Source organism: Psychrobacter sp. NG27 (assembly GCF_016106655.1).
Classification (GTDB): Bacteria; Pseudomonadota; Gammaproteobacteria; order Pseudomonadales; family Moraxellaceae; genus Psychrobacter.
On the sequence record NZ_JADGIN010000003.1, the window covers coordinates 1 to 22738 of the forward strand.

Below are 22738 nucleotides of genomic sequence, written 5' to 3' on the forward strand. Positions count from 1 at the left end.
GCAGGTCACTAATCTCTGACCCATACTTTTAAATATACGCTTTTCAATAAAAAAGTCACTGAGGTGGCTTTTTTTGCATTCTATAGCATGAATGATGCCGATGAATAATGTGATGCTCGTTCTTATCGACTTTTATATTCTATATGAAAGAGTAGCATGACTGCCAAACATTCGTAAATTTAAGCATTAAATATCTCACATTAAAGCCCTTTGATAGAGGTATAAAAATTAATGAATTCGAATTCAATAAAATGTTGTATTATTGGTCGTATCGCGCTAATATATATTCATAATCAGTAGGTTTCTAGATTAACAATTTTTATTTTATACGCTTTATTTAAAGGTTCTTATTGGTATTTTCAACGTATTTAGATAAGTATCGACATAAGGATTTTAACGATAAATTCGTATGCAGTATAAGTGTGATGCGTGAATGGTTTCATACCATTAATAACATAATGTAAGAAAGCCAATCTGTTTTATCTATCAAAAAACATGCTAAATAAGCATAAACGAGGACATGGATGTGATTACCTATTTAAAAAAAGGCAAACCTGAAGCACAACGTAGCCAAGATGATGCAAAGGTGCGTCAAGTTGTTGAAAACACACTAGCAGATATCGAAAAGCGTGGTGACACTGCCATACGTGAGCTGTCAGAGAAATTTGACAATTATTCTCCACAAGCATTTCGTTTAAACCAACAAGAGATTGACGAGCTGATTGCGCAAGTTTCGCCTCGTGATTTAGAAGACATTAAATTTGCTCAAACTCAGGTACGTAATTTTGCCCAAGCTCAGCGTGACTCAATGCAGGACATTGAGATTGAAACCATGCCTGGAGTTATCTTGGGTCACAAAAATATTCCTGTTCAGTCGGCAGGTTGCTATATCCCAGGTGGTAAGTTTCCGATGGTCGCATCAGCACATATGTCTGTTGCCACAGCTTCGGTCGCTGGTGTACCTCGTATTGTTGCTTGCACACCACCATTTAAAGGCAAGCCGAACCCTGCTGTGATTGCTGCGATGCACCTAGGCGGCGCGCATGAAATTTATGTGTTGGGTGGTATTCAAGCCGTTGGAGCAATGGCATTAGGTACAGAAACCATCGAACCTGTGCATATGCTGGTTGGTCCTGGTAATGCTTTTGTCGCTGAGGCAAAGCGTCAGCTATTTGGTCGTGTGGGAATTGATTTATTTGCAGGACCTACTGAAACAATGGTCATTGCAGATGACACGGTTGATGGTGAGATTTGTGCCACAGATTTGCTAGGTCAAGCAGAGCACGGCTATAACTCACCTGCTGTACTGCTAACGACATCACAGCAACTGGCTGAAGACACCATGAGCGAAATAGAGCGCCTACTCAAAGTATTGCCAACGGCCGACACAGCATCGGTAAGTTGGGAAGATTATGGTGAAATCATTGTTTGTGACACCTATGAAGAAATGCTAGAAGTTGCCAATGATTACGCTTCAGAGCATGTGCAAGTGATGACGGATCGAGATGATTGGTTCTTAGAACATATGACTTGTTATGGGGCATTATTTTTAGGTCCTCGTACCAATGTTTCTAATGGTGATAAAGTCATTGGTACCAATCACACGTTACCCACCAAAAAAGCAGGTCGTTATACCGGTGGATTGTGGGTAGGAAAATACTTAAAAACACACTCATACCAAAAAATCATTACGGATGAGGCCGCTGCCAAGATTGGAAGTTATGGGTCGCGTTTATGCATGCTAGAGGGTTTTGTCGGTCATGCTGAACAGTGTAATGTGCGTGTACGCCGTTACGGTCATCAAGAAGTACCTTATGGTACAGCGGCTGACTAAGCCAGTATTATCATTCAATCATATCTATTTGATATCAAATATTTAAATTAGAGAAGATAAAGACCTATGCAATTACCAACAACACCCTCATTTAATCTGACAGGAAAGCGTGCATTAGTGACTGGAGCCTCATCTGGTATTGGGTTAGGGTGTGCTGTTGCATTGGCTGAAGCAGGTGCAGACGTCACATTAGCGGCGCGCTCCTCCGATAAGTTGCAAGCTGTGGTGACACTAATGGCAGATAAAGGTTTAAAGTCCAACGCCTTAAAACTAGATGTGACCGATGTCGCCTCTGTTCGTCATTTATTTGAAAACCTCTCTAATGCAGATGTTTTTGATATTGTGGTCAACAGTGCAGGTATGGCCAAACACACGCCTGCACTGGAGACTGAACCTAATGATTTTGATGACGTGACTGATATCAATCTGCGCGCCTCTTATTTTTTGATGCAAGCGGCAGCAAAGAAACTCATTCATGCCAATAAAGTCGGCAGCCTTATCAATGTCTCCTCACAAATGGGCCATGTCGGCGGGCCAGATCGTGCCGTGTACTGTGCAACTAAACATGCTGTTGAGGGTTATACCAAGGCCATGGCAATAGAGTGGGGTAAACATGGCATCCGCATTAATACCATCTGTCCCACATTTGTAAGAACAGCCTTGAGTGCGGCAACGTTTGCTGACGCTGACAAAAGCCAATGGATTATGAGTAAAATTCATTTAGGCAGAGTGGCTGAAGTAGAGGATATTATGGGAGCAACGGTGTTTTTGGCATCAGATGCCGCCGCCATGATAACAGGCACTTCATTGTTAATAGATGGTGGATGGACCGCAGAATAGCCAATGCTAGATATTGAGTTCTCAGCGGTTTTGACACTAAGTGTTTTTGATTTATTAGCTTAGGTATAATAATTAACATAACACCCTATCAACACCAATGGCTAAGAGCTGGGCTAAAAAAGGTTATGAGATGACAAATAAAAATTCTGATATCACAAATGTTATAAAAACCCAACGTGTCACAGCAGATCAAGTTGCTGAAGCAGCAGGGGTCAGTCAATCTGCGGTATCTCGGGTCTATACCCCAGGTGCAAGTGTGTCGCAAAAAATTAAAGACAAGGTAAAAAAAGCCGCTAAAGAACTAGGCTACCGCCCAAATATGCTAGCACGCTCATTAATCACTGGGCAAAGTCGTTTAATTGGTTTGGTTGTTGCGCACTTAGAAAACCTCTTTTATGCAGATGTGATCGAAAAGCTTTCTCATGCGTTGCAGTCACAAGGTTATCATTTACTAATTTTTATGGCGATGAATGACAAAGATTCTACGCTTAAGGTGGTCGATGAGCTTTTGGATTATCAAGTGGATGGTATTATCACAGCGTCTCTGAGTTTATCTAGCGATTTGACAGACCGTTGTCATACAGAGAATATTCCTGTGGTGATGCTCAATCGTTTGCAAGATGATGATCGACTCTCTGGTGTGAGCTCTGACAACTTTGTCGGTGGTCGTAAAGTAGCAGAGTTTTTTGTCAAAGGTAACCATAAAAGGATAGCTCATATTTCAGGTTGGACAGGGTCTTCTACACAGCGAGACCGTGAAGCGGGCTTTATTTTAGGGTTGCAACAGTCTGGTCAAAAGCTATTTGCACAAGCGGTCGGTAACTATGATCGTGAAACGGCGAAGCAAGCCACGATAGAGTTGTTTGCTAATAAATCTGAAACAAGCCGCCCAGATGCTGTATTTGTCGCTAATGACTTTATGGCTTTTGCTGTCATGGATACCTTACGTTATGAGTTGGGGCTTAAAGTGCCAGAAGATGTATCCGTCGTTGGGTACGATGATGTTGCAGTAGCATCTTGGGAATCTTATAGCTTAACGACCGTCAGTCAACCGGCTCAGCGTATGGCAGATGAGGTGGTGTCTACTTTATTAGAGAAAATAGCCAACCCTGATTCTCCACCGAGGCGTATTTCTATAGATGGCCCATTGATTGTTCGTAACTCGGCAAAAAAACCATAAATGCTTCTGATTAAAAAAGCTGTTTAGAAGATAAATTAAAATAGGAATAAAGTAATGGAAGGTATCAGCAGACTTGAGATGGAAAAACGTATCGTGCGCTATGGAGATTTGCAGCCTTGCCGCACTGCCTTTATTGATGCACATACGCCAGGGTCAAATCATAAAGAAAACTTCACTATTATTGGTGGTGGTGTGTCGGAAAGCCCAGACCAGCACGTACATATTCAAGACACCCCTGGCTTTAACATTGGTGCTGCAGGCCAACCTCCACATTGTAAAAACAGCTTACATCTACACACCACGGCCGAAGTCTTTTTTGTATTGAGTGGCCGCTGGCGCTTTTTTTGGGGCCTTCATGGTACAGCGGGAGAGGTTATTTGCGAAGCAGGGGATATTTTTAATATTCCAACGGGTGTATTTCGTGGCTTTGAAAATATCGGCAACGACTACGGCATGATTATGTCAATATTGGGTGGTGACGATGCGGGTGGCGGTGTGACTTGGGCACCGCAAGTTATTGAAGAGGCTAAGGCTCATGGTCTGATTTTGGGCAATGATGGTCGACTGTATGACAGCAAAAAAGGGGAGAGCCTACCTGAAGGTATTGAGCCAATGGCGCAACTCACAAAAGAAGGGCTTAAACAGTATCCAGAAGTGCCAACCTCAGCAATCGTCCCTCATTATGTTGCCCGTTATTGGGACATGATGGCACTGGCCAAAGAAGCACCTTGCCAAGTGATTGGTGAACATGCCTTGATCAAAGACAAGCCGGGTTTTTCGGTGGAGTTTTTGACACGCGGCTCAATCAGTGAAGCGCCTTATCAGACGGATTGTCACGAAATCCTAATGGTTAAAACAGGGCATTGGACATTTAAATGGCTAGATGATACTGGTGAAGAATCTCAGACGAGCATAGCACCAGGGGATGTAGTGGCTGTACCGCCTAATCTGACACATCGTCTTTACCCTTCTATGTCTGGTGAAACTGCCTTATTTAGAGTAAAAAATACTGCCGAAGCGGCAGGGGCGACTTGGATACAGAGTTAACCACCCAAAGTGAACGGTAGTGTGATTAAGGTTATTACCTTGGATTTTGAGGCAGACTGTTTAGGAATATAAAAATGATACCTTTGGTTCTTATCCCCGGCATGATGTGTGATGCAAGACTGTACCAACCTCAAATATCAGCTTTTTCGCATAGAGTGCCGATTCATACTGTACCGGTTTCAACTCACAGTAATATGCAGGATTTGGCAAAAGACATTCTAGATAATGCACCACCAGTCTTTGCGCTGGCAGGATTGTCCATGGGCGGTATTATTGCCATGGAGGTGTTACGTCAAGCGCCCAATCGCATTGCCAAGCTTGCGCTACTTGACACAAATCCAAGAGCAGAAGTAGAAGAAATTAAGAAAAATCGCCAGTTATTAATGGCCAATGTGCAACAGAATGGATTGGCTGAGGTGATAGCGAATACTATTCCTAAGTATTTTTCACCGACAGAAAGTCTAGCAACTCAGAAAAATTTAGAAATAATTGAGCTTTGCAACGCCATGTCTCAGTCATCTGGTGTAGCCGCTTATATTAACCAAAGCCTGGCTTTGCGTGATAGACAGGACCAGCAAGAAACGTTAAAAAAACTTGCTGCTAATGTCCCCACTTTGATCTTGTGCGGTGAAGACGATCAACTTTGTCCTGTTGAGCGCCATACATTGATGAAGTCTCTGATGCCACATGCAGATTTACACATCATTAAAGGTGCAGGACATCTACCGACATTGCAAGCGCCAGAGCAAACCAACCGTGCCTTAGAAAGCTGGTTGTTTACGTAAATAATGATACACCCTAGTTAAGCAGAATTCGCTTGTCGCTCAAATCATATGGAAATGAAAGGAGATATCTATGAATAATACGTTACTTAAACTGCTGCAATCTGTGGATACGCCAACGGTATGTAATGCCATTGAAGTGGCTCAAGGCAAACGAGGCTTCAATAGTTTTACACGTGGAAATATGTTGTCATCTGACCCTGATTCAAGACCGATTGTCGGTTATGCCGTGACCGCAAAGATTAGCGCATTGGCAGAACCCACAGAACCAAAAGAGGTGATCCGCGCCAGACGTATGGATTATTATCGTGCCATGTCAGAGGGTGCTAAAGGTGACATGCCCTCAGTCGCAGTGGTTGAAGATGTCGATTATCCAAACTGCATTGGCGCATACTGGGGCGAAATCAACACGACGATACATAAGGCATTTGGGATGAATGGGGCACTAACAAATGGCGTGATGCGCGATTTGAGTGACATGGCAGAAGACTTTCCAGTGATTGCCCATTCTGTCGGTCCTAGTCATGGATTTGTCCATGTTAAAGAGGTGAATACCACGGTCGATATCATGGGCATGACGGTTGAAGTTGGTGATTTAATACATGCTGACCGTCATGGCGCCGTCGTCATACCTAAAAATATAATCGATAAATTGGAAGCCGCTATTCATAAGTTATTAAATAGCGAAAAAATCATCCTAACACCAGCAAAACAGGAAGGCTTTGACTTTGCAGCTTTTGAGAAAGCGTGGCAAGCGTTCGAAGAATCAAGAGTTTGATTTTTGTCTTCACCAATGCTTAAGAAATAAACTTTACCTTTTAACCTAATAGAGAGAAATATTATGACAACCTCAAAACGTCCAGAGCAAGGTATCTTAACCAAAGACAATGATCTCAGTAAAACAGATGAAACCATAGGGGTGATTGACGCCATGGTTGACGGCTTAAATGATCATGATATTGACAATATGGGTCGATTTTTTGCCGAAACTTTTCGCTGGATGGGCAATGCAGGATGTGGTTATAAAGAAGGCTTAACAGAGTTTCAAAATGGTTGGCAGCGTCCGTTTCAGCAAGCATTCTCTGAAAAAGTTTGTATTGATGAAGCAAGACTAACCCAAGGTGAATGGTGTGCAGCATTTGGTCGTCAAGAAGCCATCCACAGTGGCGAGTTCATGGGTATAAAGCCCACCGGTAAGAAAGTTATCATTCGCTATATGGATTTTTGGAAAGTTGCAGATGGCAAAATCGAAGATAACTATGTCATGGTCGATTTCCCTTCTATTATGATGCAGCTAGGTGTTGACCCTTTTAATGGTCATGGTTGGGAAAAGTTTGACACCAAGTCAGGTGATTTGGCCCATACACCTACTATCATGGAATAGAGTCTTAACCTAAGACCTAAGATATAAGTCACTACCAATCAAAGCCATAACCACATCTACTATTGTCGGTGTGGTTGTGATGAGTTAACTGAAAGCTTGTGAGATTTTTAATCGATTCAAATCTAAAAAATACAGCAAGGGACAGCACATGAATAACCAAACAGTAGAACAGCAAAATAAGCATCAAATTGAGCGGTTTAATCAAGCGCTATACAATTATGATAGTGAAAAAGTGAAGTCTCTAATCGATGAGCTCTTTACGGAATCTGCTGTCATTCAATTGGCTTACCCATTAGAAACTCTGCAGAACCGTGATGCTTTATTTACTGAAGCGTTTAAGCCATTACAACAAGCCATTCCAGATCTAGAGCGCCGAACCTTTATTGTCATGGCTGGCAATAGTGGTAGCAGTATGACCAGCAATAAAAATAGCAATACTGACTGGGTAGGGTGTGCTGGCTACTATACAGGTACGTTCATGGAAAGCTGGCTTGATATTCCTCCCACAGGACATCAGGTTACCATGCGTTTTCATGAGTTTTACCGCTTTGAAAACGGCAAGATTGTTGAGATGCAAGCGCTCTGGGACATACCGGAAGTGATGCATCAAGCAGATGCATGGCCAATGGTAAAAAGCCTTGGGCGTGAGGGTATCACCTCAGCACCAGCTACCCTCGATGGCAACCTAGTGGGACAAGATTACTCTGTTGAACACAATCAGCGTAGCGCGCAATTAGTGCTCGATATGCTAAACGGTTTGGGCGAGTTTTCGACCGGCGGTGTCTCAGCCATGAATCTAGAAAAGTATTGGCATCCTCGTTGCACTTGGTACGGACCTTCTGGTATTGGTGCTTGCCGAGGTATTGCAGGGTTTCGCAACTGGCATCAAATCCCATTTTTAAATGCTCTGCCAAACCGTCAAACCATTGAAGAAAACGGGTATTTTTTTGCTGAAGGAGATTATGTCGCTTTCACCGCTTGGCCTGGCATGTCGATGACCGTCTCTCACGATGGCTGGCTTGGTATTGCACCTGCCGGGCAACAGATTATGCTTCGTAGCCTAGACTTTTGGCGTTGTGAGGATGGCTTAATTCGTGAGAACTGGGTGCTTGTAGATATTTTACATGCCTATAAACAAGTTGGCATAGATGTCCTCGCTCGCATGCGCGAATTTAATAAAGCACGTTACCGTCAGTTTGATAAATAAAACCAAGCTAATAATACTTACTTTAAAAAAGAGACATTTATGAAAGGATTCGATGAGAAATTTAACGATTTTCCCGACTATATATTAAAAATTACTAATGAAATTTGGGAAAACCGTGGATTACACACGCTACATGACTACTATGCGCCAGATATTGTGGTTAGGACGCCACTAGGTATAGACTTCGGAAATCAAGGCGTGATAAATGCGACCATGAATGTGTTAGCAGAGTTCCCTAATCGTACCTTGCTGGGTGAAGATGTCATTTGGAGCGGTACGCCAGAGACTGGCATGCTGTCTTCACACCGTATTATCACCACGGCCACACATATTAAAACGGGTCAAAATCTTCGTTTTCGAGTCATTGCTGATTGTCATGCAAAAAACAATCAGATTGATGATGAATGGTTGATAAGGGATCAAGGAGCCATTGCTCGACAAATGGGTCAAACGCCTAAAGATCGCGCGCAAGAAGTGATTGAAATGCAAGAGCAAAGTGGTATTGTCAAACCACCATTTACCCCAAATATTGATCAAGACGGCCCTTATTTAGGCCATGGTAACGACAATGAATGGGGTGAGAAGTATGCTGATATTTTAACTCGCTTAATGAATGCAGAGTTTGCTTTGATTCCGCATGAGTACGACCGTTGTTGTTTAGGCGAGTACCCAGGTGGCGTTTCAGGTATATCACATGGTGATGTTGATGCTTTTTGGCTAGGGTTGCGTTCATCATTTCCGAATGCTGAGTTTAAGATTCACCATCAGATTGGTCGGGAAGACAAGTTAATGTCACCTCGTGCAGCGATTAGATGGTCATTAACTGGCAAGCATGAAGGCTATGGACACTTTGGACAACCAACTGGTGCAGAGGTACATGTCATGGGCGCCTGCCATGCTGAGTTTGGACCTTGGGGATTACGCCGCGAATATGTGATGTATGATGAAGTAGCGATTTGGCAACAGATATTATTGGCTGCAAAATAATTTAGATGTGTAAAAGTTATGGCGTTATATATAGACGCTAATCATCACGAGTTTGTGCAAAAATATTTTAAGAAAAAGGATGCTAATACCTAAGGGTACTAGCATCCTTTTTTATTTTTATTACATCATCAATCTTCTACAGTGCGCTCTAATTCTTGTTTGACGGCAACTTACCAATGTTTATCACCATTTTTAGAATGAAGACACACCCTAGTAATATTCAATAGAACCGTAACTTCACAAGGGCTCTAATATCAATATTCAATCAAGATAAATATCGCTATGATCAAGAAATCGCTGTTGCTTTTGACCGCACTAGCCTAGCTTGTAAATAAAAACCTGCATAGTACAAAAAGTACGGAATGTCTGCCAATTATCCATGTTTATGCTGTTGAATTAGATATTTGCTTTTCATAGGGAGGGTGATAATGAGATCTAAATTTAAAACTTCTGTTTTTTATAGCGTGTTAGTTTTGAGCTTATCGTTTGGATTAATGTTACCAGCTACTAGTGCAGATTTTTCAACCACTCAAGCGCTGGCGGAGCAAAGAGATGCTTATTCTCAATACCGCCTTGGCTTTAAATATCATATCGGAAAAGGCGTTGAGCAAGATTATGCCAAGGCATTCGAATGGTATTTAAAATCTGCCTCTAAAGGTAACGCTGAGGCTCAAAATAATCTTGGCGCACTATACGATAAAGGCAAAGGTGTTGAGCAGGATTCGTCTAAAGCTTTTGAGTGGTATCTGAAAGCAGCAGAGCAAAGCGATACTAAGGGGCAGTTCAATGTTGGTGCTCTTTATCACAAAGGTGAAGGGGTCGAGCAGAGTGATAGCAAAGCCAGAGAATGGTACTTAAAATCTGCTGCTCAAGGGGATGATGGCGCTAAAAATAACTTGCAGCTCCTAAATCTTAATAAAGACAATAGACCTCAAAACCCAGCTAAAACGATTGAATGGCTAACTAAAGCCGCTAACGAAGGTGATGCAGATGCTCAATTTGAGCTTGGTATTCTCTATCACGAAAGCAATGATGTGGAGCAGGACGCTAGTAAAGTACTCGAATGGCTCACCAAAGCGGCCAATCAGGGACAAGTAAAGGCTCAATATGTCTTCGGCGCTATGCACTACTTTGGCAGAGGGGTTGAGCAAGATTATACCAAGGCTAGGGAATGGTGGCAGAAGTCAGCTGAGCAAGGCTATGATGAAGCGCAGTACAACCTTGGCGTTATGTACAGTCAGGGCGAAGGGGTTGCTAAAAGCGATAACCAAGCATTTAATTGGTATCAAAAAGCAGCTAAGCAAGGACATGCTGACGCTCAAAATAATCTTGGGGTCATATATGAGAACGGCAATGGCATTGCGACAGACTATGCTAAAGCAGTCATGTGGTATCAGAAGTCAGCCAATCAAGGCTTAACTGAAGCCGAATATAATTTGGCATGGATGTTTGAAAATGGCCATGGTGTCGATCAAGATTATAAGCAAGCATTTAACTGGTATCTGAGAGCGGCTGAGCAAGGTGACGCCATGGCAGCATATGTCATCGGCACGATGTACAACTATGGCAGAGGGGTAGCGCAAGATAAATCTCAAGCTGATATATGGCTCAATAAAGCTTGTGGAAATGGGGTGCAAATACGCTGCAACCGGTAACAGCCGTTTTGTTAAACAGGTTTAAATCATTGAGGATATACCCTAGCAACATGGCACTCTTTTCCATTGACCCTCTACACGTTGTAGGGTGTCATCGTCAAAGCGTGCCAGTTGTTTATGCGGATAACGTGTTGCGTAGCCTAACTGTAGTAGCATAATAAAATTGGATAGTGTTTACGAGGTTATACTAACTCAAAGAGAGAACCTGCTCTATTGGTTCCTTCTCTTTTAATATGAGAAAAATCACCACTTGTGTTTAGAACTGAATAAGCTTCGAGACCTTCCCGGATTCTGTGTAACTATCATGTATATGAAATGCTTTCTGAAAATACTGAACTACCCTAGGCTTGTCCATATTAGTCTCCGACAATCCTGGAGCTGTTCGGAACAGCTGCCTAAATAAAAAAAACTTTTTTTCAAAGCACTTGTAAGGATATTTCTCAAAATATCCTTAACTCTATTTACAAACTCATCTTCCGTATCTTCTTTTTGGAAAACCTAACTCGTTACTAAGTTTTGATATTACTTTTTCACTATTCACCAATTCTTCTGATTTTTTTACAAATTTTTTCCCTTCGGATTCTGAATCGAACAGCTTTTTGCTAGAATTAACCTGTACCTGAAGTGGCTTATTACTAAGTTGAGTAGTTATAGTCACTATAGTCAGTCCAAAATAGAAAAGGTACAATACTTTTAAACCAAGCAAAGTGAAATATAAAAGATGACCTACTCAGCAGATTTTCGAGCACAAGTTATCAAAAACATTAAACAAAAAGACATGAGCATCCGTCAGGCCTATACTTTTTACAATATCAGCAAAAGTACCTTACAGCGCTGGCTTATAGACCCAAACATCCAAACGACTAGAGTCAAAACACCAAGCAGTATACCTAATGAAGCCCTTCTAAAAGACGTTAATCAATACCCAGATGACTATTTGTATGAGCGAGCTCGTCGTTTAAACTGTAGTAAATCAGGTATTGGCTATGCTTTAAAAAGATTAAATATCAGCCAAAAAAAAGACCTTAGCACATCTAAAAGCCTGTCCGACAAAAAGAGCGATATATCAGAATAAGCTTGATAGCTTTACACAGCAAGGCTATCCCGTTATTTATATGGATGAAAGGGGATTCGAAGCTGAGCTCATTCGTGCTTACGGTTATGCGCTGATAGGTAAGCCTTGTATCGACAGTTACAACTGGCAAGATAAAAAACGAACCAACGTCATTGGTGCTCTTTATAAAAAGATGTTGTTTACGCTTGGTTGCTTTGAGCACAATATTAACAGCATCATATTTTATCATTAGCGCAAACATACGTTGATACCAAGCATTAAGACTAAATGTGTGATTGTCATGGATAGTGTACAGTTTCATAAAAATAAACATACTCAAAAACTACTGAACAGGCATGGTAATCGTATGCTTTGGTTGCCATCTTACAGTTTTACTCTAAATCCCATCGAGAAAAAATTGGCACAGGCAAAATTCATACGCCAAGGGTGGATGAATAGTAATTTACATAAACTATTTCATGATATAAGTTGTGTCTATTTTATTCTGGACTGACTATACTATGATACTTTTCTTTGTTAGGCATTGCTGCCTACATTAAGTAAATCTGCTACCGATATATTTGGGGCGGCTGAGTTTTCAATTTGCTATACATTTATATTTTTATAAATATAAGAAATAATATGTAATAAGTGCTTATAAATTTTAACTATTTGAGGATCGAACTAAATATGTACGAATTGGATATTAATTTATTACGGGATGAAGCACAACGTTTATTAAAACAAGAGATTAAAGTATTAGAGGAAATTCAAAGCACGCCCAACTTACTAGTTAAAACAAAGCAGAAAAACACTCAAACCCTTGATTCGGAATCTATTATAGAAGCTATTAAACGTTTAGAGGATGAAAGTTATAAGCTTAACAACCTTGAGTTAGTCATAGCTGTAGTGGGGACCATGAAGGCGGGCAAGTCAACCACTATCAATGCTATTGTTGGTATGGAGGTCTTACCGAATCGTAATAGACCAATGACTGCTTTACCCACATTGATTCGCCATACTCGGGGAGTTACTGAGCCGCGTTTAATTTTTCAGAATACGGCACCTGTTAACACCTTAATCAATGAGTTAAGTGAAAAGTTAAAAAATGCGCCTAACAATCTATTAAAGGAGCTTAACGAAAATGATGATATGCAAGAACTGCTAGAACAGGTTAGAAGAAAACAGACTTTTTCGGAAAGCCACGAAGGTAGCGATGCAATTTTTAACTTTCTTAAAAGCTTGAATGACTTAGTTCGTTTATGCACAGAGCTTGAAGTCGATTTTCCATTTTCTGATTATAGTCGTATTGAGAGTTTGCCTGTTATTGAGGTTGAGTTTATTCATTTAAGCCAGATGGCTCATATGCAAGGCCGTTTAACTTTATTGGATACTCCAGGTCCAAATGAAGCTGGTCAGAGTCATCTACGACCTATGCTTCGTGATCAACTCAAAAAAGCGTCTGCAATTTTGGCTGTGCTGGATTATACTCAACTAAAATCGGATGCTGACAATGAAATGCGTGAAAACTTAGAAGAAGTTGCAAGTGTAAGTGGTGAACGCTTATACGCACTAGTTAATAGGTTTGATCAAAAAGATAGAAACAGTGATAGTTCGGATGAAGTGCGTAAATACGTGTCGAGTAATTTAATGAAAGGGCTGATTCCTACTAATCGTGTATACCCCGTATCAGCAAGGTATGGTTATTTGGCAAGTCAAGCTAAGAATGAGCTTGCTATAAATAAACGTCTACCTAGTCATGACACTCATGAGTGGGTTACTGACTTTGCCAAAATAGCAATAGGTGGCTTCCGCTGGAAAGACCAACTTAATGATATTTATACAGTTACTGCTGCAGCTAATTATTTATGGGAAGAGTCGCAGTTCAACGAACCGCTAGAACATGTGATTCGCCAAGCTTACAGCAAGGCAGCTATTCTTACTATTGATTCCACAGCATCAAAAATGGTTGAGATTTTAGAGAATGCAAAAAATTTCTTAGGTACTCGTAAACAAGCTTTTAAGAAGAGTGTTGATGAGCTTCAACTTAAAATTATCTCGCTGCAAGATAATATAGATTTTATTCAGTATCAGGAAAAGGCTGTTAGTAAAGATATTAATTCTGCTCTAAATGACGTAAGAAAAGGTATTCAAATTGCAGGTCAAGTAGCTCAAAAAGACACCCTATCTATTCTTGATAAGTACTTTAAAGAAGGTAAGCGTATTGAGCGGACGAAGCAAGAAGAAAAAAAGAAAGAGCTTAGCACAAAACCTAAAAAAAAAGGTATTGAAAGTTCGACGCAAGAACGTCTGAAGCGACTTGGCTTTGGTGGCCTTTCTAATACTTCAGATAGAGAAGAAGACGCTCAAGACTTCGAGTTTAAGGACAAGCCACTTAAGTTTGAAAATAAAAATGAAGCTGAAGAGCTACTCAGTCGTATTGAAGCATCCATTGATGCAGCAAGTAAAGATGCTGAAGAGACTTTACGTAAGGATATTCAGCAGCAAGTACAATCTTTCAGTAAAAGGTTTCAAGGTTATGTTGATGAAACTAAAAAAATAATTGACAATATCAAAAAAGATATGGGTGACTTTGACTTGATTATCCGTTTGCCAGATGTAAAAGATTTACAGCTTGGTTTCGTAATCGCCGAAGTGCTTGATGATGCAGCAGAGATTAAAAGAGAATCGCAATCTCGCTCACGTAGAAAAAGTAGCGCGTGGGGTAAAGTTTGCAGCTGGTTCAACACAGATGATTGGGGCTGGGAGAGTTATTCAGTCGATGTATATGTGTGCTATGTTGATATAAAGTCCATCAAGAGCCAAGTTAAAAAAGGAATTGGAGTAGCTTTTAGTGAGTTAGAGATAACTCTTGGTTTAACAGTTGAAGCGCAGTTAAATAAACAAGCTGATAGCTTTTTTACTGCTTTAACAGTAAAGGTTGAGAATATTCATGGCGACTTAATAGCTAGTATGGACGATAGGAAAAAGAGTCAAGAAGATCAGAGGCTACTACTAGATAGTTTAGAAGAATTAGAGAAGCCTATTCCTCATTTATTGGGCGATAGCGAGGCTATCTTAAAAGATGTACGTGGTCTATTGCTAAGCGTAGGGACAGTAAAATGAGCCAGAACTTACAACCGATAACTCCTGATTGTGTTTTACTAAAAACGCTAACTTCAATACCAGAAAAATTTATAGTAGATTTTGCAAATAGTATTGATGTTACTCGCGATCACTCAGAGGTACAGCGTGAGAGAAATAAATTTTTTGCTCGCTGTTTTGATGGTTTTACAGGTAAAGATGTAAGACGCCAAACTGAAATTAATACTAACTTAACTAATGCTGTTGAATGTTCATTGACATGGCTAACCGAGCTTACCCAAGACTTAGTTCATACTAACCATGCTATAACACGCGTCAATGAACGAGTTACTAAGTTAACCAGTCAGGTAACATACCTTGCACAGTATTCAGAAAATACTCGTCATAGATTAGATGAGTTGTCGCAAAATCTTAACGATCGCATGCTATGTTTAGATAAAGAGGTTATGCGAATTGGTTTTAATCAAAAAGTAATACTGCATCTTGACCAAGTTTTTAATAAATGGAGGGCTGGGCGTTTGGTAAGTTATTCGCCTGCTGGTCGTTGCTACGCAGCTATAGAAGAGTTACGGTGGGGTGCATTTGGTGATTTCTGCCTCAGTCATACAGGCTCAGAGAGAGATAGCTTTATGCAGCAAGCAGTAGATCGTGCAACTGCACAGCTAGCAACAGATGCAGAAATTAGCACTAGTACTAGATTGAGTTTTTATAGTGGTTGGTTACAATTGTCTCATAATACTAATCAAAATGACGACTGGCATCAGGCACTAAAGTATTTGGCGAATGGCTTTACTACGGATAAAGCGCCTTTAATTACAACTATTACGCAAAAACTACCAGAAAGGCTAGGAGAGGTTCCTTTATTAGCAAATGCATCACGAATAGCTGAGACAATTGTGGATGAAGTATTTGCGGAGGAAAGTTATGTCTGAACAAATGAAGGTAGGTTTAGTACTCTCTGGTGGCGGTGCTAAAGGAGCTTATCAAGTTGGTGTCCTGCGAGCTTTACAAGAATTAGGTATCCAGATTGATATGGTGTCAGGCGCTAGTATTGGGGCACTTAATGGTGGGATACTAGCCAGCGCACCAACCCTTATTGAAGGCATTGAGCGAATTGAAAAACTTTGGAGTATTTTGGCTGAGACCTCTCCTATTCAGTTAAATTCAATGAGTTATATTAGGCTAGCAGTATCTGCAGGATCTTTATTAGTACCTAGCGCCCGATTTTTGATGTTAGCTCTTGGATTAAATGAGGAAGCGATTCTATCAGATAAGCCTTTAGCAGAGTTAATGGATGAGTATCTTGATACGAATGAGCTCGCTAAAGGTATGCCTCTTTATGTATCGGTTTATAGAAGTTTAGGTGCGACAAGAGATATTGGCCGCTGTTTTTTGGCAGCGACTGAATTAAAAAATACCCCAGACTCTGAGTTTTTACATGTTCAGTCGTTGCCTAAAGAAGATCAACGTAATGCTTTATTAGCATCAGCAGCGCTGCCTAAGCTTTTCAAAGCACGAAAGGTGTTAGGTCATAAGTATACTGATGGGGGTCAAGGTGGTTGGTCAAAAGCACAAGGTAATACGCCAATACAACCTCTGATAGATGCAGGTTGTAATCTTATAATAGTAACTCACCTTAGTAACGGTTCTTTTTGGAGCCGTAACGACTTTCCTGGGGTAACAATTCTTGAAATTCGTCCTCAGGCAACTATGGCTAGAGCTACGGGGCTAATGGGAGGTGCTAAAGATTTGCTAGGCTTTGATACAAGCAAAATCCCATCGTGGATAGAGCAAGGATACAATGATACTTTACATTGCATAGGCCGAGTAAAGAAAGTAACACAGGCTAGGGAAGCACTCAAAGCATCTAAATCTACTTTCGAGGAAAGTGAAAAATATGGCGCAGAAGTTGATATAGCTTTAGATGATATCTTATCAAGAATGAGAGAATAAAAGAGATACAAGGTAACCGAGTGCAGATGTATATGTGATATTTCAAACGAGGGTAACGCTGTAGCTCTCTAATAGAGGATTGACTATATCTTAAATCAAAGTGTTTGGATATTGATAACATAATCTATATATAGTGAGTTTAATATAATTTAAATATAAGCAAGACAAGTGAAAGTACTAAGATTAGCAGACTAAGTGAGCCTGACACCATATCTTATATATAATTGAATATATCTATAATTGATTTTTTAGGATCATGAATGTTTGGATATAGCTTACGCTGTAACCTTCATAGGTTTTATGAGTATAACTGGATAAGAATTATGAAACCATCAAGAGCTATAGAGTATATTTTATCAGAGTATGACCATAAAATTTTTAATGAATATCGTAAAGTTGAAGCATTATTTATGGATTTGTGCATAGAACCTAAATATACACAAGAGGTTAATGCCTTATTAGTTGCAGCAAAAATGAGGGTTCCTAATGAACTGCTTAAAAAAAGTGAGGTTGATGAGCTTCGTGAACTTGCCTTAATTAAGAAGATGATTGAAGACTATGGTATTAAAAGCGAGTTAGCTTTTGAAGCAATTTTTACGTGGTCAGATGCTATCTATGGTGATACAACTCACAAAAAACTAGGAAGTACTCTGCAAGATTTAAAAAAACATGCCGCAAAAGGAGATATGAATAAGCAGTTTGAGTTAGGTAAAGCTTATCTTAAAGGTTCTATATTATTCGAGGGTACTGAGGAAAGTATAGAAAAAGATGAAGCTAAAGCATTTGAGCTTTTCATGTTGGCTGCGAAAACCGATCATGTAGAAGCAAAAAATTATTTAGGTTACTGTTATGATCAAGGCATAGGGGTGACTAAAGACAGTAAAAAAGCTAAAGACTTTTATCAGCAGTCAGCAAAACAAGGTAGCTTGAATGCTTTATATAATATTGCTAATTGTTATGAATATGGTATTGGTGTCGCTCAGAATGAATCTAAAGCTTTTGAACACTATAAGAAATTGTATAAAAAAGGTTATGTAGAGGCAGCATATAAACTAGCATGGTTCTATGAAAATGGTATATCTATAGATGAAGACAAAAAGCATGCACTAGATTTATACCGAGAAGCAGGAGAAAAAGGATCGAGTCAAGCTCAGTATTATTTGGGTCAGTGTTATCAACATCCATCTCATGGTGAACCAAATATAGAAGAAGCAAAGAGATGGTATTACTTAGCAGCTAAAAATCATCATCCAAAAGCAAAGCTCCACTTGTCACAGTTGTAATATAGTCAATCCTTTATAAAAGAGCTACAGTGTTAACCTCGCTTGAAGTATTACATATAAATCTGCACTCGGTTGCCTTGTATCTCTTTTAAACTGAATCAACTATAGACTAAGGTCATGAAAGTCCTACTAATCTATATTAACAAATCTAATTTCAACTCTTCGATTTTTTGCTGATTCAGGATTCTCTACATCTATTAATCTGTCAGAGCCATAGCCTACAACTGATACCCTTTTCATCCATTCAGCTGTAGTTCTATCTACATCAGAAAATAGAGCGTTTCGGGCTTCTCGAGCTCTGCCAGCAGAGAGGGTGTAGTTATCATCGAATGGTGCGCAAGTGCGTGTGCTGCTTCTTTTAGAGCTACTAACAGGTACAATATCTGTATGCCCCTCTATTTGAACTCCTAGATGAATATTTTTTGATAGCTCTTTGATAATCATTTCTGATATCTGCTGCTGTAATAGTTTTTTTTTGCTTTCATTGATACAAGCACTGCCTTGAGTAAAGCTACTATCAGCTAATTGTATAAGCCTATTTTCAGGAAAAAACTCAATTCCTTCATATGCTTTATTATTTTTACTTTGTTCACTAAGTTTTTGAACGACTTCCCGTGCGCCTCTTTGCTTTTCTTCTTGAGCAGCTATTTGTGACCCAACTATAGTCAATATGGATATCACGAAAAATAAAACTAAAACACCTACTACACCAGACATTAAGTCACTAATTGATACCCAATAATCACCTTGCTTCATTATTATAATACCTATTACTGGTCATCTAGTTTGATTTGGCGGTCTACAGTCAACCTTAATAAATTTCTATTTACTTTCTCTGTTAGCGTAAAGTTTTTATCAAGAGATTGTATTATTCTATCACTGGTGATTAGGTTTTCATTCAAATTCCGTGAAGTATCTAGGTTATCCTGTAAGAAGTTACTAATTTTAGACATATTTTCAGAAATAGGAGTGGATGATGATGAAATTAATAATTTTGTTTCTAATAAAGAGCTAGATAATGAGTCTAGGTTATTATTGGTATGACGTAAATCTTTTGTTAAGGATACAAAGTTATTCGCATTAAGTAGTGACTCTATATTTTCTACCAGTTTTATAGCCTGCTGATTTGTTGTTTCCAGATTTTTCATACTGTCTGTAACAATAGATTTAGTTAAGCTGTTTAGTTCTGTGAAGCTCTCATTATTTTTTAAATCAATATTCTTAACTGACTCGTCAATATTATAAAGAAGTTGTGATATATCTAATTTCAAATCATTTATTATTGCTACTAAATTACTAATTGATTCAGTAGATTCGATATTATTTTTATTAATAGAATCAGTAAAAGATAATATACTACTTTCGATTGCATAAGGAGTATTGGCTATTTGTTTCATCTCTATTAACATATCTTCATTTGCTACTTGGTTTTTCTGGAAAAATCCTATCATTTCACTGTAAAAGTTGGCTTTTTGCTTTTCTGTATATGAATGTATCTGGTTTAATTCATGAGCTATAAAGTTCTGCTTTAATACATCAGTTTTGAAAAAAGGAATAATTAAGCGAATTAATATATGAACACTAATTCCCCAAGCACTAATTTTAAATTTAGTACCAATATCTGATAATACGGGACTAAGTTTACCGATAGTATCCATTGCATTAGATGTGGTAGTAACAGTAGAAAAGTTACTGAGACTTAAAATAACTTTACTGGCATCCTGTATAGCAAGACCTATACCTAAAAAGGTGCCTAATAATCCGAGGATTAAAACGAATCCTGCCCCATTCTCGACGATGCTATCCCATGTCGGATTAGAAAGATAGTTACGTATGTTTGTCTCATCCGTGAATGGCAGTGAGGATAGAGGTCTAACTAATAACTTGTTTATTGATTTTCTTACCATAAAAGCAGACAGAATAGTAATCATAAAACATGAGGCTATAGCGAAGAAAAATATCCAATCCAGATCAGTTTTCGGTTGTAAAAAAATAAATATTTCCACTATAACCCTTAAATAAAAGTATATGAGTATTAATCAATACCTATAAAAATTTCAATTGATAATAAAGTAGAGTTTAGACTATAGTCGCTTCTGTTTTACCAAAGTGAATTCTAGTATTAGGCTTAATAACCACACTTCTCTCCTTATCTATAGGTTGCATTTCACCATTCAATGGAAATGCTTGCCAAGTGTTATTACTTAAGTTTTTTAAACCCAATATAGTAGGGTCTTGTGGATGTTGAACAATCTGTGCTGTAATTTGACTAAAGTCATAAGTCTGACTGGGGTCGATATGATGCCCATATAGCTTAGTCTGTGAATGTATGGTGACAAATTTGCGTAGAAATTCTAGTCTTATATCTGGAACAATATTTTTACAGTTCCAGCAACTAATGGGTTTTTTACTTTGTTGAGCAAAATTTTCTACTCCACAAGAGCAAGGAATGATACTGTCTTTCAGCTGGGTAAGTGCTTCTTTCCATTCACTTCCTCTAACTCTCTTAGCAGGATCAATACCTGTAGTAAAAGCTCTAATAAAAATAGCTTTTAAAAAATCAGGATAAACTTTCCAAAATTCCAGAGCATTTTTATGATAACCAGGTACAGGACGGTTGGTTTCGTTTTCTGGATCAAAGATGAAAACTGGATTCACTCCATAGATTTGGTTCATAGCCGGTTGGTCAAAACACCTAATCTCAGCTTCATTTTTTCCTTCTAATGGATGACTAATAAACAACATGTAGAATAAAAGTGTCGCAAGGGAAAAAAGATCTGAATCAGAATTAGGGAAAGCTTCAGCTCTAACGATTTCAGGAGCCATGAATCGAGGTGTACCCACGACGCCCTGACTTGGGCTATTGTTTAACCCCACATTATCATTATCACATATTAGTACATCGCCGCTTTCTTCATGGAAGAATATATTACCGTGTGAAATGTCACGATAACATAGCCCAAGTCCATGTAACTTTTGAAAGCTATCTACTAAGTTAAAGGTAGCTGTAGCGAGAGTTGCAAATCCCGGATTAGATCTTCCTTTCATCAAATCGAATAGGCTTTTATATTCTGGACCACGCAGTCCCATGATATAACCAAAGCTTTTTGATCCTGAATCGTGAGCTATGTCAATAGGCCATAGAAAGCTACTACTAGGCTTACCACTAGAAATTAGTCTTTTAATATTATCGAGCTGCTCTGAAGTTGCTTGGCTGTCAAAATACCATTTTAAAGCAAAGTACTCGTTGCCAACCTTAACTTCATATACTTCACCTTGTCCGCCACTACCTATAAAACGTTGAACCAGTAATTTCTTGCCACTTTCTAATTCTAATTCTTGTCCTGTCTCTAATAAGAAACTCATATTGCACCTTTGAGCGATAAAATTAATAGTTTTTTTAAGAAAATTTTTTTTGTCTAAGAATACTATTCAGCAATTACTGAAATTTTCCTTTAGGTATTCCATCTTGAACATCCTCTTGAACATCCTCTTGAACATCCTCTTGAACATCCTCTTGAACATCCTCTTGAACATCCTCTTGAACATCTTCTTGAACATCCTCTTGAACATTTTCTTTTAAGATTCTGTCACTAACTAACCGTTCTCTATAATAAAAAACGATAGTAATATCGTCGCCTGAGCCTTGATAAGTGTATTCTTCTAGCCATTTTGGTATTTCTATTGAGATAGTTTCAAGCCCATGTTCACAAATGGATTCATATATTTCCTCAGCAGCAGAAAAAAATGCTTTATCTGTGGGAAAACTGTTTGGAAGTCCATCTGTAGTTAAAAAGACTAGATGAGGAGTTTCATGATGTAGCGTTATATTAAATTGAATATATTTATCGGCATCTTTTTCACAAAGAGAATGGGTGTCGTTACCTAGTAATATTTTGTCAGGGATAATAGGGGAGTTTGACTTATTTTCTGAATCAACGACAAATATATTGCCATCTCCAAGTTGTACATACAGTGTATAGTCTGATGTAATGACTGCGAGTAAAAGTGTAGCACCATAAGCTAGCTCAAAATCCTCTTTATTCTTTAGAAGGTTACGCTCATCTTCACTAAAAGGATCGTTATCTAAATGGCTTCTTACAGCTTGCTTCCATTCATAAACAATTCGGCGACAAAGAATATCAATTTTGCCTTTTAACTCGTTCGCTGAAGGAATATTACGAAAAAAATCTGATGATACTTTAACCGCAGTTTCAACTGCTATTCTAGAGCCATCTTGACTCCTAAAACTACGGCTACTTCCATGACCATCAGATACAGATAAAATGCTAACGTTCTCGTTATGCAAGCTAACATGTTTAGTAGAATCTTGATTTACTTTTTCTTGGCGTACATGAGAAGCTCCTATTTGAGTGAAGCTCATGACAATACCGTCTAAGTTGGTAGTTCCCACCGTATGTTCCATA

General features: G+C 39.1%; 19 protein-coding genes and 1 pseudogene. 16 read left to right on the forward strand and 4 right to left on the reverse strand.

The annotated features are described in order from the left end of the window. The first annotated feature begins 520 nt into the window (after positions 1-520). The 16 genes and pseudogenes from hisD (at position 521) to IP485_RS06180 (ending at position 18311) form a co-directional block, all read left to right on the forward strand. Entirely contained in the window at positions 521-1834 is a 1314-nt protein-coding gene (hisD, locus tag IP485_RS06100) for a histidinol dehydrogenase (protein WP_265090933.1), read from the forward strand. Between the two features lie 66 nt (positions 1835-1900). Beyond that, a complete protein-coding gene (locus tag IP485_RS06105) occupies positions 1901-2674 on the forward strand; it encodes an SDR family NAD(P)-dependent oxidoreductase (protein WP_198326483.1) in 774 nt (257 codons plus the stop codon). A 130-nt stretch (positions 2675-2804) separates the two neighbouring features. Further along, positions 2805-3854: a LacI family DNA-binding transcriptional regulator gene (locus IP485_RS06110; RefSeq protein ID WP_198326484.1), complete on the forward strand. Its 1050-nt coding sequence runs from the start codon at positions 2805-2807 to the stop codon at positions 3852-3854. 54 nt (positions 3855-3908) lie between these two features. Next, positions 3909-4901 (forward strand): cupin domain-containing protein, encoded by a 993-nt coding sequence (locus IP485_RS06115; protein WP_198326485.1) that lies wholly within the window; start codon positions 3909-3911, stop codon positions 4899-4901. A 74-nt stretch (positions 4902-4975) separates the two neighbouring features. After that, the gene (locus IP485_RS06120; RefSeq protein ID WP_198326486.1) at positions 4976-5686 is read left to right on the forward strand and encodes an alpha/beta fold hydrolase; all 711 of its coding nucleotides are present in this window, start codon (positions 4976-4978) and stop codon (positions 5684-5686) included. Between the two features lie 70 nt (positions 5687-5756). Then, the gene (locus tag IP485_RS06125) at positions 5757-6461 is read left to right on the forward strand and encodes an RraA family protein (RefSeq protein ID WP_198326487.1); all 705 of its coding nucleotides are present in this window, start codon (positions 5757-5759) and stop codon (positions 6459-6461) included. Between the two features lie 63 nt (positions 6462-6524). Further along, a complete protein-coding gene (locus IP485_RS06130) occupies positions 6525-7067 on the forward strand; it encodes an ester cyclase (RefSeq protein WP_198326488.1) in 543 nt (180 codons plus the stop codon). A 148-nt stretch (positions 7068-7215) separates the two neighbouring features. After that, a complete protein-coding gene (locus tag IP485_RS06135) occupies positions 7216-8274 on the forward strand; it encodes an ester cyclase (RefSeq protein ID WP_198326489.1) in 1059 nt (352 codons plus the stop codon). A gap of 39 nt (positions 8275-8313) precedes the next feature. Further along, entirely contained in the window at positions 8314-9261 is a 948-nt protein-coding gene (locus tag IP485_RS06140; protein WP_198326490.1) for an ester cyclase, read from the forward strand. 428 nt (positions 9262-9689) lie between these two features. Beyond that, the gene (locus tag IP485_RS06145; RefSeq protein ID WP_198326491.1) at positions 9690-10916 is read left to right on the forward strand and encodes a tetratricopeptide repeat protein; all 1227 of its coding nucleotides are present in this window, start codon (positions 9690-9692) and stop codon (positions 10914-10916) included. A gap of 721 nt (positions 10917-11637) precedes the next feature. Further along, on the forward strand, positions 11638-11991 hold the full coding sequence (locus tag IP485_RS06150; RefSeq protein WP_198326492.1) for an IS630 transposase-related protein: 354 nt from the start codon (positions 11638-11640) through the stop codon (positions 11989-11991). A gap of 40 nt (positions 11992-12031) precedes the next feature. After that, positions 12032-12484 (forward strand): annotated as a pseudogene (locus tag IP485_RS13965) (transposase). 176 nt (positions 12485-12660) lie between these two features. Further along, positions 12661-15096, forward strand: a complete 2436-nt coding sequence (locus IP485_RS06165) for a dynamin family protein (protein ID WP_198326495.1) — start codon at positions 12661-12663, stop codon at positions 15094-15096. Continuing rightward, the gene (locus tag IP485_RS06170) at positions 15093-16007 is read left to right on the forward strand and encodes a diguanylate cyclase regulator RdcB family protein (protein WP_198326496.1); all 915 of its coding nucleotides are present in this window, start codon (positions 15093-15095) and stop codon (positions 16005-16007) included. The genes IP485_RS06165 and IP485_RS06170 overlap by 4 nt, the downstream gene beginning before the upstream one ends. Next, positions 16000-17028, forward strand: coding sequence for a patatin-like phospholipase family protein (locus tag IP485_RS06175; RefSeq protein ID WP_198326497.1), 1029 nt, complete (start codon positions 16000-16002; stop codon positions 17026-17028). Before IP485_RS06170 ends, IP485_RS06175 begins: the two co-directional genes overlap by 8 nt. A gap of 323 nt (positions 17029-17351) precedes the next feature. Further along, entirely contained in the window at positions 17352-18311 is a 960-nt protein-coding gene (locus tag IP485_RS06180) for a tetratricopeptide repeat protein (RefSeq protein ID WP_198326498.1), read from the forward strand. Positions 18312-18440: 129 nt separating this feature from the next. On the opposite strand, the gene IP485_RS06185 is transcribed toward IP485_RS06180, so the two are convergent. The 4 genes from IP485_RS06185 to IP485_RS06200 form a co-directional block, all read right to left on the reverse strand. Then, on the reverse strand, positions 18441-19067 hold the full coding sequence (locus IP485_RS06185) for a flagellar motor protein MotB (RefSeq protein WP_198326499.1): 627 nt from the start codon (positions 19065-19067) through the stop codon (positions 18441-18443). Between the two features lie 14 nt (positions 19068-19081). Continuing rightward, positions 19082-20242 (reverse strand): hypothetical protein, encoded by a 1161-nt coding sequence (locus IP485_RS06190; protein WP_198326500.1) that lies wholly within the window; start codon positions 20240-20242, stop codon positions 19082-19084. A gap of 148 nt (positions 20243-20390) precedes the next feature. Then, on the reverse strand, positions 20391-21677 hold the full coding sequence (locus tag IP485_RS06195) for a serine/threonine-protein kinase (protein ID WP_198326501.1): 1287 nt from the start codon (positions 21675-21677) through the stop codon (positions 20391-20393). A 73-nt stretch (positions 21678-21750) separates the two neighbouring features. Continuing rightward, on the reverse strand, positions 21751-22737 hold the full coding sequence (locus tag IP485_RS06200) for a PP2C family serine/threonine-protein phosphatase (RefSeq protein ID WP_198326502.1): 987 nt from the start codon (positions 22735-22737) through the stop codon (positions 21751-21753). Position 22738 lies beyond the last annotated feature (1 nt).